The 16,523-nt window shown below is 67.5% G+C and carries 18 protein-coding genes; 9 read left to right on the top strand and 9 right to left on the bottom strand.

What is annotated here, in order from left to right:
- The first annotated feature begins 109 nt into the window (after positions 1-109).
- Positions 110-208 carry a 30S ribosomal protein bS22 gene (locus AC50X9_RS11685; protein WP_003792170.1) on the top strand — a complete coding sequence of 33 codons (99 nt, stop codon included), beginning with the start codon at positions 110-112 and terminating at the stop codon, positions 206-208.
- 284 nt (positions 209-492) lie between these two features.
- Here AC50X9_RS11685 and AC50X9_RS11680 read toward each other — a convergent pair whose 3' ends face one another.
- Positions 493-1,311: an HAD family hydrolase gene (locus AC50X9_RS11680; RefSeq protein ID WP_494893740.1), complete on the bottom strand. Its 819-nt coding sequence runs from the start codon at positions 1,309-1,311 to the stop codon at positions 493-495.
- A gap of 109 nt (positions 1,312-1,420) precedes the next feature.
- Between AC50X9_RS11680 and AC50X9_RS11675 the strand changes: the two genes are divergently transcribed.
- The gene (locus tag AC50X9_RS11675; RefSeq protein WP_494893738.1) at positions 1,421-1,681 is read left to right on the top strand and encodes a glutaredoxin family protein; all 261 of its coding nucleotides are present in this window, start codon (positions 1,421-1,423) and stop codon (positions 1,679-1,681) included.
- Positions 1,682-1,760: 79 nt separating this feature from the next.
- The gene (locus AC50X9_RS11670; protein WP_494893736.1) at positions 1,761-2,456 is read left to right on the top strand and encodes a redox-sensing transcriptional repressor Rex; all 696 of its coding nucleotides are present in this window, start codon (positions 1,761-1,763) and stop codon (positions 2,454-2,456) included.
- 101 nt (positions 2,457-2,557) lie between these two features.
- Here the strand turns inward: AC50X9_RS11670 and AC50X9_RS11665 are convergent, their stop codons facing one another.
- The 3 genes from AC50X9_RS11665 to AC50X9_RS11655 form a co-directional block, all read right to left on the bottom strand.
- Positions 2,558-3,415, bottom strand: a complete 858-nt coding sequence (locus AC50X9_RS11665) for a hypothetical protein (protein ID WP_494893734.1) — start codon at positions 3,413-3,415, stop codon at positions 2,558-2,560.
- A gap of 280 nt (positions 3,416-3,695) precedes the next feature.
- On the bottom strand, positions 3,696-4,484 hold the full coding sequence (locus AC50X9_RS11660; protein ID WP_494893732.1) for a hypothetical protein: 789 nt from the start codon (positions 4,482-4,484) through the stop codon (positions 3,696-3,698).
- Between the two features lie 282 nt (positions 4,485-4,766).
- Complete coding sequence (locus tag AC50X9_RS11655) at positions 4,767-5,315, bottom strand: YceI family protein (RefSeq protein ID WP_494893730.1); 549 nt, start codon at positions 5,313-5,315, stop codon at positions 4,767-4,769.
- A gap of 209 nt (positions 5,316-5,524) precedes the next feature.
- On the opposite strand from AC50X9_RS11655, the gene AC50X9_RS11650 reads away from it, so the two are divergent.
- From AC50X9_RS11650 to ccsB, 5 genes are read left to right on the top strand one after another with little or no spacing between them, the layout of a single operon-like run.
- Complete coding sequence (locus tag AC50X9_RS11650) at positions 5,525-6,190, top strand: histidine phosphatase family protein (protein WP_494893728.1); 666 nt, start codon at positions 5,525-5,527, stop codon at positions 6,188-6,190.
- 2 nt (positions 6,191-6,192) lie between these two features.
- Positions 6,193-6,840, top strand: a complete 648-nt coding sequence (locus AC50X9_RS11645; protein ID WP_494893726.1) for a TlpA family protein disulfide reductase — start codon at positions 6,193-6,195, stop codon at positions 6,838-6,840.
- A 17-nt stretch (positions 6,841-6,857) separates the two neighbouring features.
- Entirely contained in the window at positions 6,858-7,613 is a 756-nt protein-coding gene (locus tag AC50X9_RS11640) for a cytochrome c biogenesis CcdA family protein (RefSeq protein ID WP_494893724.1), read from the top strand.
- Complete coding sequence (gene resB / locus AC50X9_RS11635) at positions 7,613-9,490, top strand: cytochrome c biogenesis protein ResB (protein ID WP_494893722.1); 1,878 nt, start codon at positions 7,613-7,615, stop codon at positions 9,488-9,490. Before AC50X9_RS11640 ends, resB begins: the two co-directional genes overlap by 1 nt.
- Positions 9,490-10,608, top strand: coding sequence for a c-type cytochrome biogenesis protein CcsB (gene ccsB, locus AC50X9_RS11630; protein ID WP_494893720.1), 1,119 nt, complete (start codon positions 9,490-9,492; stop codon positions 10,606-10,608). The genes resB and ccsB overlap by 1 nt, the downstream gene beginning before the upstream one ends.
- 254 nt (positions 10,609-10,862) lie before the next feature.
- Here ccsB and AC50X9_RS11625 read toward each other — a convergent pair whose 3' ends face one another.
- A complete protein-coding gene (locus AC50X9_RS11625; protein WP_494893718.1) occupies positions 10,863-11,660 on the bottom strand; it encodes a putative endonuclease domain-containing protein in 798 nt (265 codons plus the stop codon).
- Between the two features lie 681 nt (positions 11,661-12,341).
- Positions 12,342-12,764: a PLD nuclease N-terminal domain-containing protein gene (locus tag AC50X9_RS11620; RefSeq protein WP_494893714.1), complete on the bottom strand. Its 423-nt coding sequence runs from the start codon at positions 12,762-12,764 to the stop codon at positions 12,342-12,344.
- Positions 12,765-12,925: 161 nt separating this feature from the next.
- Between AC50X9_RS11620 and AC50X9_RS11615 the strand changes: the two genes are divergently transcribed.
- Complete coding sequence (locus tag AC50X9_RS11615; RefSeq protein ID WP_494893711.1) at positions 12,926-13,234, top strand: DUF4229 domain-containing protein; 309 nt, start codon at positions 12,926-12,928, stop codon at positions 13,232-13,234.
- 235 nt (positions 13,235-13,469) lie between these two features.
- Here AC50X9_RS11615 and AC50X9_RS11610 read toward each other — a convergent pair whose 3' ends face one another.
- Genes AC50X9_RS11610 through AC50X9_RS11600 form a run of 3 tightly spaced genes read right to left on the bottom strand, consistent with a single transcriptional unit; the run spans position 13,470 to position 16,519 of the window.
- Positions 13,470-14,351, bottom strand: coding sequence for a 1,4-dihydroxy-2-naphthoate polyprenyltransferase (locus AC50X9_RS11610; protein ID WP_494893707.1), 882 nt, complete (start codon positions 14,349-14,351; stop codon positions 13,470-13,472).
- Between the two features lie 49 nt (positions 14,352-14,400).
- Positions 14,401-15,555: an AMP-binding protein gene (locus AC50X9_RS11605; RefSeq protein ID WP_494893705.1), complete on the bottom strand. Its 1,155-nt coding sequence runs from the start codon at positions 15,553-15,555 to the stop codon at positions 14,401-14,403.
- Positions 15,556-15,565: 10 nt separating this feature from the next.
- Entirely contained in the window at positions 15,566-16,519 is a 954-nt protein-coding gene (locus AC50X9_RS11600; RefSeq protein WP_494893703.1) for a 1,4-dihydroxy-2-naphthoyl-CoA synthase, read from the bottom strand.
- Positions 16,520-16,523 lie beyond the last annotated feature (4 nt).

Here is a 16,523-nt window from a genome sequence, read left to right as displayed (position 1 = left end):
AAGGAACGTTTTACGTCATTGTAAGAACCTGTCAGTTGTACAGTCGGCTGCTTAGCCCGCGGACACTTTCCAACTGGTAGGTACTGCATCTAGCCGGTAAGGAACTTTCGTGGGTTCAGTTATTAAGAAGCGTCGCAAGCGTATGGCCAAGAAGAAGCACCGCAAGCTGCTTCGCAAGACGCGTCACCAGCGTCGCAATAAGAAGTAGAGATACTTCGCATCATGTGAATGCCCGTTGCCTCCCGGCAGCGGGCATTTTCTTTGCGTTTCTATGCCTGGCGCCGACGCGGGACGCGAATGTTGACGGACGGGCGGTGCTTTCGGACGGGCGACGCGCTTTGCGACAGCCGACTCGCGTTCGGGCAGGCGCTACGCGGATCCGCGTAGCGCTCGGCCGGAAGCGCAGCGGAAAGCCGTTAGCGCAGCGGAGAGCCGGAAGCGCAGCGGAAAGCCGTTAGCGCAGCGGAGAGTGGCGGGCGCCGGCGGTAAGGCTCAGACTTTGGGGCCGCGGAACCGGGAAGTTCCGCGCCACAGGCCGTAGATGGCCCCGCCGGCGGTGGCGGCCTTGAGCCCCAGGGTGGCTGCGCGCCGTCCGGAGCGGAAGTCGTAGACCGGCCAGTTGTTTTCGCGGGCGTGGCGTCGGAGCCGTGTGTCGGGGTTGATGGCCACCGGATGCCCCACCATGCTCAGCAGCGGGATGTCGTTGTGCGAGTCGCTGTACGCCCAGCACCGGGTCAGGTCCAGGCCCTCGGCCTCGGCCACCGCCCGGACGGCCACGGCTTTGGCGGGGCCGTGCAGGATCTCGCCGACCAGTCGGCCGGTGTAGGAGCCGTCCAGGATTTCGCCTACGGTGCCGAGTGCGCCGGTGAGGCCCAGCCTGGTCGAAATGACCGTAGCCACCTCGATGGGTGTCGCCGTCACGAGCCAGACCTTGCGGCCCACCCGGAGATGCTGCTCGGCCAGGGCTTTGGCCCCCGGCCAGATCCGGGATTCGATCATTTCGTCATACACTTCTTCGCCGAGGGCGGCGACGTCCTCAACGGTGAAACCGGCGCCGAGTTTCAGCGCGGTGTCGCGGACGGCGTGGACATCATCGATGTTCTCGCCGCGCAGCACGAACATCAGCTGCTTCCAGGCGAATCCGGCCGCCTGGGGAATGGTGAACGCCCCGCGCTGGTACATCTTGCGGGCCACGTGGAACAGGCTGGCGCCCCGCATGAGCGTGTTATCGACGTCGAAGAACGCGGCTTCACCGTGCTGCGGTGCAGCAACAGGCTGTGTGACCACAGCGACGAACTTCTCTTCGGGCATGCCACGAGTCTAGTCAAAGCTGCAGCCCGTTCCTTGCGCGCGGGCCGCGGCGGCGCTGGATGTGTCTGCCGCGTCGACGGGGAATGGGCGGCCGGGCTACCGTGGAGCCATGCCAAGCCCCGACGTCGTCCTCATCACCAAAGCCGATTGCCATCTCTGCTCGGCGGCGCGCGACGCCGTCGACCGCGTCACACGGAGTCTCGGGATCGGCTGGCGGGAGCAGCCGGTGGACGACGACGTCGAACTGCGGGAACGCTTCGCTGAGGAAATTCCGGTGCTGCTAGTGGACGGCGTCCAGCGGGACTTCTGGAAGATTGACGAGGTCCGGCTGGCGCGGACGCTGCGGCGGGCGCTGGGCGAGCAGGCCTGAACGCCCGAGCACTTGCTTTGTTCGCTGAAGTCCCGGGGCTCTAGAGTGGAAGTCACAACGCGACGTAATGGAGCAGATAGTGACTTCGCTGGATTCATCCCCGGGCGCGATGCCCGTGGGAGCAGGGGCTGCCGCCAAGCAGATTCCGCCTGCGGCCGTGGCCCGGCTGACCATCTATCTGCGCGCCCTCACGACCCTGCTCGCCGAGGGCGTCGACCGGGTCTCCTCCGAATCTTTGGCCGAGGCCTCGGGCGTGAGCTCCTCCACTCTCCGCAAGGATCTTTCCTATGTGGGCTCATACGGCACGCGCGGCGTCGGCTACGAGGTGCAGTACCTCAACCAACATATTGCCGCAGCGCTGGGTCTGATGCGCGACTGGAAGGTCGCCATCGTCGGCGCCGGCAACCTGGGCAAAGCGCTGGCCAGGTATGGCGGGTTCGAATCGCGGGGTTTCGAAATTGTTGCGATTTTCGACGCGGACCAGATGGTGGTGGGCAGCGAGGTGGGCTGGCTGCGCGTCAGCGATGCCGCCGACCTCGAGCCGGTGCTGCGGCGGACCGGAGCCAACATGGTGGTGCTGGCCCTGCCGGCCGCCGTGGCGCAGGATGTCTGCGACCGGGTAATTGCCGCCGGGGTCCGGAGCATTCTCAGCTTTGCCCCGGTGATGCTGCAGGTGCCGCCCGGCGTCAACCTGCGCAAAGTGGACATGGCCACCGAACTCCAGATCCTCGCCTATCACGCACAAAGGGCGCAGGATCCGGAGGATGCTGACTAGCGTTCAGTCAGCCCGTCCGGCTCCCGCGCCCTCTGCGCTGGTGCACGGCTATTTAGTACGGCGTGCTTTGGTGCTGCTTGGTTCGTGCGCCTGGTTAGTGCTTAATACGGCTTGCCGGGCTGCCCGTAGGGGTTGGCGAACGGCTGCCGCCTGGTGAAGTAGGGCGACGTTGCCGGCAGGTACAGCATCACGATGCCGGCGATGCCGAGGAGAACTGCCAGCGTGCCAAGGCTCAGCGGCCAGAGGCTGAGGATCGAGAAGGCGGCGAAAACAGTGCCGAGGATTCGTGCCCAGTTCTTGCCCTTGCGGACGTTCAGGGCCACCAGCGCGTAGAGCCCGGCGCCGATCACGGCGAAGACCACGATGCTGCCGACCAGGAACCCCCTGATGTCTTCGTACCTGACTTCAGCGCCGCTCGCGGCCAACTGCTGTTCGAACTGGTCGCGCATGGCGGGACTGTCAATCATGCCGATCGCCAGCAGGAGGGACAGCACCCATACTGCGCCGGCAGCGACGATGAGCCAGAATGCCGTGTTGACGAGCGGGGGCGTGCCCGCCGCGCCAGCCATCGCCTGCGGCTGCTCCGAGGGGAACTGGCCGTAGGGCGACTGACCGTAGGCGGGCTGACCGTACTGGGGAGCCTGCTGGTTGTACTGCGGCTGGTTGTACTGCGGGGCGTTCTGGCCATACTGCGGTGCCTGAGGGGCGTTCTGCCCATACTGCGGCGCCTGCTCGCCGTACTGAGGGGCGTTCTGCCCGTACTGCGGTGCCTGCTGGCCGTACTGCGGCGCGGACGGGGCCTGGCCATATTGCGGCGCGGCCGGCGGAGTCTGGCCGTACTGCGGGGCGGACGGCGGAGTCTGGTCGGACTGGGGTGTGTTCTGGCCGTAGCCGGGTGCCGGCTGCTCGCCCGGCTCGGGTGCGTCAGGGTTCGACGGCGGGACTGGCGGGATGCTCATGAGCTTTCCTTTGCATGGCGGTCTGATTTCGGATACCGGAAACAGCTTCCTGCCCTGCCCCCAGCATGGTTTATGTCCACCGTACCGCGCGTCGTCGCCGCAGCGGATCATTCCGGAGAGGTATTCTCCGGCGCGCCTGCCGCCCTGGCACGGGTTGCTTGGGCTGGCGGTTTTGACGTGCCTGGGTGCCTGGGTGCCTGGCTTGGCGTCCTTGGCGGTGTTTAAGTGACTCACGTGCCCGGCGCCCGGGCTTGGCGCCCGGGCGCGGGTTAGTTCCGGATCAGCTGCGGCCCCGAAGCGAGGCAAACCAGGCCTGCGAGTTGGGCATCCACATCAGCACGACCGCCGCCAGGCTGACAATGAAGCTCGGCCAGCTGCCGCCGCCGCGCCCCTCAGCGGCGCTGGCGTTGAGAATGGCCAGCAGGAGGGATATCCCGGCGACTATCGTGAGGGCGAAGCGTGCCCACTCGCGCCCTTCCTTCATCTTCATACTCAGGATGACCTGTGCCGCGGCGAGCGCGAGTGCCACCAGCACCAGCAGGAGCACGATAAATCCCAGGCCCGGAACGACCGCCAGGAGCACGAAGGAGCCGAAGAGGCCGACGACGCCGCCGAGCAGGCCCAACAGCCCGCCGATGAGCCAGATCCAGTACGAGACTTTCAGCTCTGTCGGCATCCCGGTGACGGTGAACATCCCGGAGAATCCGCCGCGGGGCATGGCATCGTAGAGGTTCGCCGGCCGGTCCGTTGGCATCTCGAAGCGGAACCCGCCCAGCGGCTTCCCCGGCGCCTGGGAGCCCGGTACCTGGTATCCCTGCGGTGGCTGGTAGCCGGGCGGCGTCTGGTTGTACTGCTGCTGGGGCGCCTGGTAACCCTGCGGCTGGCCATTACCCGGCTGCTGCGGCCCGCCTTCGTATCCCGGCGGAACCTGGTGCCCCGGGACCTGGTTCTCCTGGGTCGCGGGCGGGGTGACCTGTGGTGGCTCGGAAGCTGCGGGCGGCAAGCTGCCCGCCGTCGGGGGCTGTGCACCCGGCTGCTGCGGACGAGGGACCTCATTAGGGTTGCTCATGGCTCTCACTGTAGACCGCGGTTGTGCCGGTATCTAGGGAATCTGAGCGTGTTGCGGCGCATGTCGGAACACCGCAAAACGGGTCATTTCGGCCGTGCGGACGACGGCGGGGGAGGCGCTGCCCGGCACCCCGGCACCCCGGCACCCCCGGCACGCCCCGGCGAGCCCGGCGCGCCCGGTTAAACGCAACACCCCGCTCCATCACAGGGATGAAGCGGGGTGCCGGCGGCTGGAAGCCGCGGACCGGCGCGGTTCTGGGGACCGGCAGGCCAAACGTGGTGACTAGGCTGACGGAGCGATGAAGGCCAGTTCCAGGTTGACGGCAACCTTGTCGCTGACGAGCACGCCGCCGGCGTCCAGGACGGCGTTCCAGGTCAGGCCGAAGTCCTTGCGGCTGATGGTGGTCTCGGCGGACAGGCCGGCGCGGGTCATGCCGAACGGGTCGACGGCAACGCCGTTGAATTCGGTCTCGAGGGACACCGGACGGGAAACGCCCTTGATGGTGAGCTCGCCCTGAAGTTCGTAAACGTCACCCTTGGGGACGATGCTGCTGGAAACGAAGGAGATTTCCGGGAACTTCTCGACGTCGAAGAAGTCTTCGCCGCGGACGTGGCCGTCGCGGTTGGCGTCGCCGGAGTCGAAGCTTACGGTCTTGATCGTGGCGTTGACCTTGGAGTCGGCCACGTTCTCGGCGAGGTCCAGGGTGGCTTCCGCGTCCTTGAACTGGCCGCGGACCTTGCTGATGCCCGCGTGGCGGACGGTGAAGGCAATTTCGCTGTGCGAGTTGTCGAGGGTCCAGAGGCCGGTGGTGACGTTGGCGGGAAGAGCCATGGTGTTTCTCCTTGAGTCGGGTGGGGAGTGCAGAGGTCTGATCGTCGGCCGAAGCTCCATTTATTGAAGTCTCAACCAACTGCTTCACCCAGTAAAACATGCATTTGCATCTTTTATTCCAACTCGGGGGAACATTTCGCCAAACTCTTGAGTTCTACTTCTTGTAGAAGATTTCGTCATTACCCCTGCCCTTTGAGAAACTGGTACACATGCCCCAAGCCACTGTTCATTTGCTCCGCCACGGCGAGGTCCACAATCCCGACGGCGTCCTCTACGGCAGGCTGCCCGAGTTCCACCTCTCCGAACTCGGTCAGGAAATGGCGCAGCTGCTGGCGGAGCACTTCAGTGAGCGCACCAGGCAGGGTGCGAAGATCGTCCACCTCGTGGCCTCACCGCTGACCCGCGCGCAGGAAACTGCCCACCCCATCGCCGAGGCCCTCAACCTTGCCATCACCACCGAGGCCCGGATCATCGAGGCCGAAAACTACTTCGAGGGCCTCCACGTCGACAAGGCGGAGATCCTCAAACCGAAGCACTGGCCCATGCTGCGCAACCCGTTCCGGCCCTCCTGGGGCGAGCCCTACAAGGAACAGGCCGCCCGTGTGCTGGCCGCGGTGCAGGATGCCCGGCTGCGGGCCATCGAGCTCGGCGGCGACGGGGCCGAAGCGATCCTGGTCAGCCACCAGCTCCCCATCTGGGCCACCCGGCTCAGCGCCGAGGGCAAGCCCCTGTGGCATGATCCGCGCAAACGCGAGTGCACGCTCACCTCGATCACCTCCCTGGTGTTCGACGACGGCGGAAACCTCCTGCGGGTCGACTACACCGAGCCTGCGGCCGCCCTACTTCCCGGTGCGTCCAGCACCCCCGGAGCCTGAGCATGAGCCCAAACCCCGCAAGCCCGGGAAGCCCAGCAAACAGCACGAGCGGCTCACCCCTGAGCCGCCGCAGCGTGCTGACAGCGGGCGGCGCCGCCCTCGCCGTCGTACTGGGTCTCTCCGGCTGCGCCCAGGAGGATGCCCTGGCCCAGCAGGCCAAGGCCGGCGACAACAAGAACTACGTGGCGGGCGACGGCTCGGTGACCGAATTCGCCGCCGCGGACCGCAAGAGCCCCGTGACCATCAAGGGCACGCTCTTCGACGGCACTGCGGTGACCGCCGAGGCCTTCCAGGGCCAGGTGACCGTGCTGAACTTCTGGTTCGCGGCCTGCGCGCCGTGCCGGGTCGAGGCGCCCTCGCTGGAGGCCCTGCACCAGGAGTTCAAGAGCCAGGGCGTGCAGTTCTTCGGCGTCAACCTCCGCGATGAGAAGGCCACGGCGGAAGCGTTCGACAAGACCTTCAACCTGACCTACCCGAGCTTCAACGACAAGGACGGCGCCGTTCTGCTGGCCGTCTCCGGCCTGGTGCCCCCGGGAGCCGTGCCCACCACGCTCGTGCTGGACAAGCAGGGCCGCGTGGCGTCCCGTGTCCTTGGTGAAATCCAAAAGGGCACGCTCAAGTCCCTCATCGCCGCCGCCGTGGCCGAGTAGCGGACGGGCCAGCGACCGTGAACAGCCCCTTTGCCGAAGCCATCCTGAACGGTTCGCTGCTGCTTGCCATCCCGGTGGCACTGCTCGCCGGCTTCGTCTCCTTCCTCTCGCCCTGCGTGCTGCCGCTGGTGCCGGGTTACCTGGGCTACGTCACGGGACTGACCGGCGTCGACCTCCAGAAACAGAAGCGCGGCCGCATGCTGGCGGGCATCGGCCTGTTCGTGCTGGGCTTCTCGGTGATCTTTGTGCTGCTCGGCGGGGCGTTCGGCCAGCTGGGGACGCTGATCACCGGCTCGCAGAACGCCTGGATCACCCAGCTTCTGGGCGTCCTGGTGATCATCATGGGTGTGGTGTTTATGGGCGGGTTCGGCTGGCTGCAGCGTGACGCCAAGATCCAGTCCAAGCCGCCGGCCGGGCTGTGGGGTGCGCCGCTGCTGGGCATCACGTTCGGCCTCGGCTGGGCACCCTGCATCGGCCCGACCTATTCCGCGGTCCAGCTGCTGAGCCTTTCCGGGGGATCCTCGGCGGCCAAGGGTGCGTTCCTGGCGTTTGTCTATAGCCTTGGGCTGGGCATCCCCTTCCTGCTGATCGCCCTGGCCGTGCGCCGCGGCATCGGCGTGATGTCCTTCTTCCGCAAGCACCGGCTCGCCATCCAGCGCATCGGCGGCGGGATCCTGGTGGGACTCGGCCTGCTGATGGCCAGCGGAGTGTGGGGGACCTGGGTGTCCGAGTTGCAGTACTGGTTCCAAACCGATGTGAAATTGCCGATCTGATGAGCGAGCGAGTGAACGAGAAGAAGAAGTCCCCGGCCCCCGCGAGCGAGTCCGGCGCAAAGCCGGACGGCGAGTCCGGCACCAAAGCCGGCTCGACTCCCGGCTCCCAGCCCGCCGGAGCCAGCCCCGTCGCGGCCGCGAAGGCGGAAGCTGTCCTTCCGGCACTGGGCCCGCTGGGCATGCTCCGCTGGGCCTGGACCCAGCTGACCAGCATGCGCACCGCGCTGTTCCTGCTGCTGATGCTGGCCGTGGCCGCCGTGCCCGGTTCGCTCTTCCCGCAGCGGCCCGCGAACCCCTCGATCGTCACGCAGTACATCAAGGACAATCCGGAATACGGCAAGATCCTCGACTCGCTCCAGCTCTACGATGTGTACTCCTCGGCGTGGTTCTCCGCCATCTACATTCTGCTGTTCATCTCGTTGATCGGCTGCGTGGTCCCGCGCGCGATCGCGCACTACAAGGCCATGCGGTCCCAGCCGCCGCGGACCCCCGCGCGGCTGTCGCGGCTGCCCGAATACGGCACGCTCGTGATTCCCGCCGACGCCGGGATCCCGGCGTCGCGCGCCATCACCGACGCCGCCGGACTGCTGAAAAAGCGCGGCTACCGCGTCGACGTCCGCGACCGCGACGGTGCCCGCCCCTCGGTGGGTGCCGAACGCGGCTTCCTGCGCGAAGTCGGCAACCTGGTCTTCCACACCTCGCTGATCGGCGTGCTCGTGTCCGTCGCGGTCGGCGGGCTGTTCGGCTACAGCGGGCAGCGGATCCTCGTGGAGGGCGACACCTTCGTCAACACCCTCGTGGGCTACGACCAGTTCACGCCCGGCACCAACTTCCAGAGCAGCCAGCTGCAGCCGTACTCGGTCCAGCTGGACAAGTTCCAGATCACCTTCGACCGCGAGTCCCAGGGCAAGAACGGCCAGCCGATCGACTTCCGGGCCGACGTGACCACCAGGGAAAACCCGGACGCCCCCGCCCAAACCGAGGTGCTGAAGGTCAACGAGCCGCTCACCCTAGGCGGCACCAGCATGTACCTCACCGGCAACGGCTACGCCCCGGTCGTCACCGTCCGCGACGGCGCCGGAAACGTAGCCATGCAGGGCCCCGTGGTGGCCAAGCTGCAGGGCGACAACTACTACTCCTCCGCGGTCATCAAAGTCCCGGATGCCAAGCCCGACCAGCTCGCGTTCGCCGGCTTCTTCCTGCCCACCGCGTTCATCACCGATGAAGGTGTGTCCTTCAGCGGCGATCCGGAACTGTTCAACCCCCAGCTGACCCTGAACTCGTACTACGGCGACCTGGGGCTCGACGACGGCGCCCCGCAGAACGTTTTCGAGCTCGACGTCGAGAAGCTCACCCCGCTGAACGCCCGCAACCTCGACGCCGGCGGCATCGTCCTGACGCCGGGGACCACCCACACCCTGCCCGACGGCAAGGGCTCCATCAGCTTCGACGGCGTCAAGCGCTACATCGGCGTCGACATCCACCACAATCCCGGCCAGCTGTACGCCCTGATCTTCGCGCTCCTGGCGGTGGCCGGCCTGGTCACCTCGCTGTACGTGAACCGCCGACGCGTCTGGGTCCGGACCGGGACGCACGCGGACGGCCGCACCATGGTCGAATACGGACTCCTGGCCCGCGGCGAAGACCACCGGCTGGCCGGCGAAGCCACCGCGGTGCGCAAACTCCTCGCGCAGGCCTGGGATCTCGACGGCGGCTCCCAGTCGGCTCCCAGCGGGGGAGCGGATAATGACCGGGCGGATACCAAGCAGCCCGGTGCCGGTGCCGGCAGCAGCGCTGAACAGGCCTCCCCGGACCACCCCGCAGAAGACTTCATCCAGTCCACAGCAGGCTCCTCCGAGTCAAAGAAGGATCAGTAATGCTCCCCATCAACGAAACCATGGGCCAGTACAGCGAGTTGTTCATGCTCCTCGCGGCCGGCACCTACACGGTGGCGTTCATCGCCTTCGCGTGGGACCTGGCCAAGAGCAGCAAGACGCTGCGCGCGGTGGACCTCAAGGCCGCCGAGCTCTCGGGTGCCGAGGCCGCCCGCGTCCCGGTGGCTGCCGGCGTCGGGGCTTCCTCGGGGGTTTCCGGGGATGTTGACCGGGCCGACGCGGACGTGGCCGGGCCTGTTGGCCGGGCCGAGCGCCCGACGTCGTCCGCGTCACGCCCCGGTACCGGGAACGCTGCCGGCATCGGCCAGACCGCCGATGGCGCCATGCGCTACTCGGCCGAGCGCCGCGCTCCCGCAAGGGTGGGCGTGGCCCTGACGGTGCTGGGTGTCGCCATCCACGCGGCCGGCGTCATCACCCGGGCCATCGGCGCGGGCCGGGTGCCGTGGGGCAACATGTACGAGTTCCTGACCACCGGCGCGTTCGTGGCCGTGGCCGTCTTCCTGCTGGTCCTGATCCGGCGCGACCTGCGCTTCCTGGGCACCTTCGTCGTCGGTCTCGCGATCATCATGCTCGTGGCCGCGTCCGTGGCTTACTGGACGCCGGTGGGCCACCTCGTTCCGGCGCTGCAGAGCTACTGGCTGATCATCCACGTCTCGATCGCCGTGCTGTCCTCCGCGCTGTTCACCCTGACCTTCGCGATGTCGGCCCTGCAGCTGGTCCAGTCGCACCGGCAGAAGACCGTCGCTGCCGGCGGTGCCGACAAGCTGGGCTTCATGCGGCTGGTGCCGACCGCGCTGAGCCTCGAAAACCTCTCCTACCGGATCAACGCCATCGCGTTCGTCGGCTGGACCTTCACGCTGATGTTCGGTGCCATCTGGGCCGAGAAGGCCTGGGGCCGCTTCTGGGGCTGGGACACCAAGGAAGTCTGGACCTTCGTGATCTGGGTCGTCTACGCCGGCTACCTGCACGCCCGCGCCACCCGGGGCTGGACCGGAACCCGCGCGGCCTGGCTGTCGATCGTGGGCTACCTGTGCGTGGTCTTCAACTTCACGATCGTGAACCAGTTCTTCAACGGGCTGCACTCCTACTCGGGGCTGTAGCCACCACCACCGCCCGCGCCGCCTGCACTCCCGCGCCGCGTGCACTCCCGCACCGCCGGAACTCCATCTATTCGTCACAGTTGGCCGCTAAGCCCCTCGCTTAGCGGCCATCTGCGTCGGATGGGTGGAGGGCTTGGGGCGTTCTCTGGTTGGGGCTTTCATGATCCGTCGATTCGTCACAGTTGGCCGCTATGGAGGCCCGCTTAGCGGCCATCTGCGTCGGATGGGTGCACGCGGGTGCCGTCACTTTGGGGTCACCTCGGCCGGTGCCGCTTTGCAGGACTCCAGCCGCCGGCAGTCAGTGCAGCGCGCACGCGGGTCACCGCAGTCGGCTCCTTTCCCGGGACCATTGGAGTCAAGTCCTTCTGGGTCAACACGACTACGCGCCACCCGGCATCCCGGGCGCTCTCGTCGCGGAAGATGTCGCTGCGACGCTGGGCAGGATCGGCATGATGGGCGCCGTCGTACTGGATGGCTACTCTTTCCTGCTCATAGGTCAGGTCCGGGTCCTGGATCCAACCGCCGCTCCCATCGAAGATCGGGACGTTGATTCCAGGCTCGGGCAGACCGTTGCGCGTCAGAAGCAACCTAAGTTCCGTCTCCTTGGGGGAGTCCGTGTTGGGGCGCATCAGTCTCCGCGCAGACATGGCGCGCCGGTATCCCGGTCTGCCCCGTTTCCCCGCGAGGAATGCGTCCAGTGCCTTGATCGTGGTCAGCGGGTTCCTGCGCCGCAACAGAAAGTCCCCGGCCATCACCAAATCATCGAGGCCCAGGATGCCGGCGAGATCGAACCACGTCCGCAACGGGGAGGTGCAGCTCACCCGGACACCCGCCACGATCTCATCCGGTTCAAGTGCTTGCTCGTGGCCGACAACATTCTTGTGCCGCACGGCCCGCTTTCCTGGCGGACTCGTCAGATGGATGACAGCCTGGTCTACCAAGGCAGTCGGAAGAGGGAAGCCCCAGAGCACCGCCGCAGAAAGATGGCTCACAACCGCGCCGGTGACAGTAGTCAGAGAATGCACGCGTTCCAGCAAACCGACCGCAGTCATCGCCGGAGCGCGAACCCCGAAGCAGGGACTGACGAGATCCCCCGCCCGGGTCCGGCGTCGGCTCAGCCCGGCGGTGCGGGCCTGAGCCACGGTGAAGGGCTGGCTCCGGAGATGCGGGGGAAGCTCGCTGGGATGGCGCATACGAGCATTCTGCGCCCATCAGGGGGAGTGGCTCGGAGGTTATCCACAGATCGGGCAGGCGGTGGAGGAGAAGTGAACCGTGCGAGTGGCTTGCTTAGGCGCGGCTCAGTGCCGGCGATTCGACGAAGATGGCCGCTATGAGGCGCGGATAGCGACCCTTTATGGCAAACGGCCACCGGGTCAGTCCGGATTGGCGGAGGCGTGCGGCGATTCGACGAAGATGGCCGCTATGAGGCGCAGATAGCGACCATTTGTGGCGAACGGCCACCCTGTCTGCCCGGTGGGGTTGGAGTTATGCGGCGATTCGACGAAGATGGCCGCTTTGAGGCGCGGATAGCGACCATTTGTGGCGAACGGGCGCGGTCCGCCGGATAAGATCGGCCCGCCACGGGGCCAAACGCTCGCGCATGGGAGTCATGGGAGTGGGGTGACCGAGTGGGGCCCAGTACGCGTGGGACCCAGCGCTAAGGTACGTGACCGAGTGGGGCCCAGGACAGGCTACGGCTCAGGACGCTCAGGGAACGTGCCAGGGGAGAGGTACTACTTGACCTCGTCGGTGCCCTGCGTGTCGCCGCTTCCGCGGGCTTCGCCTGGCTCGGAGTCGTGGGGGCCCGGGGTGCCTTCGCTGTCGGCTTTGCGCTCCTTGGCGTCCAATTCGTCCTTGAGCTTCCTGAGCCGGTCGGCCTCGGCTTGCTGGCGGCGGCGGAGTTCGAGGTTGCGCAGGAAATCGGGGTCGTCGTCGGGCGCGAGGGTGTGGGTGTACGTGGCCCGCGCGGGGGTGGTGCCACGCGGCCGGCCGATGAGGAACCATAGAATGGCGCCGATCACGGGGAGTACGATCTGCACGACAATCCAGGCCGGCTTTGAAATGCCCTTGGTCTGGCGCGGGTCGGTGCGGATCACGTCGACAAGTCCGTAGACAAAAACGACGAGAACGGCGACGGTGACCACTACACGGAGCATGTAATCAGTCTAGCGTCAGGGGGACTCTCCGGGGTCTCCCGTCGTGCCGGTCCTGGAACGGACGATTGCAGGGCGGGCGGCAGCGGCTCGGGGCCGGCGGTGTGGCGGGGCTCCAGCCACGGTGGGACCCGGGTGCCGGCGGGGGCGGCTAAACTTGGAGGGTGGCTTTCCTGAAATACTCCCTGATCCGTCTGGCGCTCTTCGCGCCGCTGTTCGCGCTGTTCGTCTATCTCCAGCTCGGATGGCTGCTGGCTGTCCTCTGTGCGGGCATGATGGCGTTCGCGATCAGCTACCTCTTCTTCCAGAAGCAGCGCGACGCCGCCGCCGCGTCGCTGCAGCGGCAGTTCTCGGGCAAGGCCAAGCCTCTGCGCAGCGCCGGGGAAATCGACGACGCCGACGCCGAGGACCGCCTGGTCGACTCGCACCCGGACATCACCGTCCACACGGACAGCCGCCCAAAGGACGCGTAGCCGACCGAAGGACGCGTGGCTCCCCACGGGATGTGGGATCCGCGGACGCCTGGTGCTCTAAGGAACCTAACCATTCCAGACTCGGCAGTGCCTCCGGAGTCCCAGAGTCCGAGGGCCCGAGGGTCCTAGATGCCGCGGTCCTGGACATCGCCGAGGGTGCCGCGGGTCCTGGACATCGCGGAGGGATCGCCGGGGTCCTGGAACCCGTGCGAGGTCCTGGAACTCGTGAGCGGTCCTAGAACCCGTGGCTGACGACCAGGCCGACTGAGAACAGCACCGCGTAGCCGAGGTTGATCAGCCCGGTTTGTTTGAGCACCGGAATCAGGCTCTTGCGACGCCGGCCCGAGATCATCAGCCAGGACGGCATCAGGCTGGCCGGGATCAGCAGCAGCACAATCAGCATCCAGGGCCGGCCGGGCGCGAGCACAATCGGCAGCAGGATCGCGACGGCCAGCATCAGCACGTAGCTTTCCCGGGCATGTTTGTCGCCGAGCCGCACGGCCAGGGTCTTCTTTCCGGCCTTCCGGTCGGTGGGGATGTCGCGGACGTTGTTGGCCATCAGCAGGGCGCAGGCGATGAGGCCCGTGCCGATCGCGCCGATGATCGCGGCGAGGCTGATCTGCCCCGCCTGCGTGTAGGTCGTACCGAGCGTGGCCACGAGACCGAAGAACACAAAAACGAACAGATCGCCCAGGCCGAGGTAGCCGTACGGGTTCTTCCCGCCGGTGTAGCCCCACGCCGCGAGGACGCAGCCCACGCCCACCAGGATCAGCCACCACGCCTGGGAGAGGATGACCAGCGCCAGGCCGAACACCATCGCCAGTCCGAACGCGGCGAACGCGGCGTACTTGACGTGCTCGGGCTTCGCGGCGCCGGAACCGACCAGCCGGAGCGGTCCCACCCGGTCCTCATCGGTGCCCCGGATGCCGTCCGAGTAGTCGTTGGCGTAGTTCACGCCGACCTGCAGCAGCAGCGCCACCAACGCGGCCAGCACGGCGTTGAGCGGCAGGAACGCGTCCAGCTCGTACGCGGCCGCCGTGCCGATCAGGACAGGCGCAATCGCGGCCGGCAGGGTGCGCAGTCGGGCGCCTTGGATCCATTGAGCGGCTGTAGCCACGTTTCAGTACCTCGTGTTGGTTTGGCGGCGCCGGGAGTGCCCGGCTTATCTATTTTCCCTGATGCAGCTCTGTGAGCCGAACCGTCATCAACAGGCGGTCCGGTTTACCGTTCGGCAGCATCGGCAGCTCACCGGCGGCCAGCACGGTCTTCGGCGCCAGGCTGCCCAGCGCCCCCGCCCACGCGGCCCCCGCGGTGAAGCCCCGGAGGCCCTCCGGCGAGCTGTCCGCCACCGCCACGTACGCGGCGAGGGCCTGGCCCCACTCGGCGGAGGGGACGCCGGCGACAAAGGCGGCGCGGACGCCGTCGAGCTTCTCCAGCTCCGCCTGGACATGCGCGGCCGAAACCTTCACGCCGCCGGTGATCACGACGTCGTCGGCCCGGCCCAGGACGGTCAGCGTCCCGTCGGCGTCGAGCTCGCCGAGGTCGTTGGTGCGGTACCAGCGGACGCCGCCGTCCTCCACGAAGGTCGCCGCGCTGAGTTCCGGCGCGTCCAGGTAGCCGGCGGCGATGGTGGCCCCGCCGAGCAGGATCCGTCCGTCCTCCGCCACCCTGACCTGGACGCCGTCGAGCGGGACGCCGTCGTAGACGCAGCCGCCACAAGTCTCGGCCGAGCCGTAGGTGGCCACCACCCGCACGCCGGCATCCCGCGCCGCCGCGAGCAGCTCCGGCGCCGCCGGACCGCCGCCGAGCAGGATCCCGTTGAAGCGGCGCAGCGCTGCGAGGGTCTCGGCCGAGGGCGCGTCCAGCAGCCGCTGCAGCTGGGTGGGCACCAGCGAGGTGAAGCGCAGCTTGTCCGTGAGCTCCAGGGCCGCGGCAGTGAAGGCCTCGGGGGTGAATCCGCCGCTGAGGTCCATCGCCCACGGCCGGGTGCCGGCGAACAGCGACCGGACCAGCACCTGGACGCCGGCCACGTACTGCACGGGCAGGGCGAGCAGCCACTGGCCCTCGCCTTTGAGCGCCAGGGCGGTGGCCATCGAGGAGGCCGCCAGCGCGTCGAGGGTCAGCACGGTCGCCTTGGGCGTGCCGGTGGAGCCGGAGGTCCGCACCACGACGGCGGCGTCCTCAACCCCGGGGGTGTCGACCAGCTGCACGACAGGGGAGCCGTCCGGCCCGGCGGAAAGTTCGACGGCGGGGCCCTCACCGCGCAGGGCAGCGGCCAGCGCAGTGAGGGCCGGCTCGATGTTCACAGCTCCGGATGTCACGAGGGCCGCCTTAGAAGTAGTACGGGAAGTTGGACCAGTCCGGGTCGCGCTTTTGCAGGAACGCGTCCTTGCCTTCCACCGCCTCGTCCGTCATGTAGGCCAGCCGGGTGGCTTCGCCGGCGAAGACCTGCTGGCCGGCCAGGCCGTCGTCGGCGAGGTTGAAGGCGAACTTGAGCATCCGGATGGCCTGCGGGGACTGCCGGGCGATGTCCGCGGCGTATTCCAGCGCCACGTCCTCGAGCCGCTCATGGTCCACGGCCTCGTTCACGGCACCGAGCCGGACCATGTCCTCGGCCGAGTATTCGCGGGCCAGGAAGAAGATTGCGCGGGCGGACTTCTGGCCGATCTGGCGGGCCAGCAGCGCGGAGCCGTAGCCGGCGTCGAAACTGCCCACCGTGGCGTCGGTCTGCTTGAACTTGCCGTGCTCGCGGGAGGCGATGGTCAGGTCCGAGACGACGTGCAGCGAGTGCCCGCCGCCGGCCGCCCAGCCGTTCACGACGGCGATCACCACCTTGGGCATGGTGCGCATGAGCCGCTGGACCTCGAGGATGTGCAGCCGGCCGGCGCGGGCCGGGTCGATGGTCTCCTGGGTCTCGCCCTCCGCATAGCGGTAGCCGTCGCGGCCGCGGATCCGCTGGTCGCCGCCGGAGCAGAACGAGTGGCCGCCGTCCTTGGCGGAGGGTCCGTTGCCGGTAAGCAGCACCGTTGCCACGTCCGGGGTCATCCGGGCGTGGTCCATGGCGCGGTACAGCTCGTCCACGGTGCCGGGGCGGAAGGCGTTCCGCACTTCGGGCCGGTTGAAGGCGATGCGGACCGTGGGCAGGTCGCGGACCACGGTGCCGTCCGCGGAACGCTCCACCTGCCGGTGGTAGGTCATGTCCTGGAAGTCGTCGAAGCCGGTCACGGTGCGCCAGCGGGTCGGGTCAAAGACGTCGGATACCTTGGCGGGGATTTCGTTGCTCACAGTC

The sequence above is a fragment of the Pseudarthrobacter sp. HLT1-3 genome, assembly GCF_059383535.1.
The sequence above is the reverse complement of the archived record's forward strand: the minus strand, read 5'-3'. Positions and strand labels throughout refer to the sequence as shown.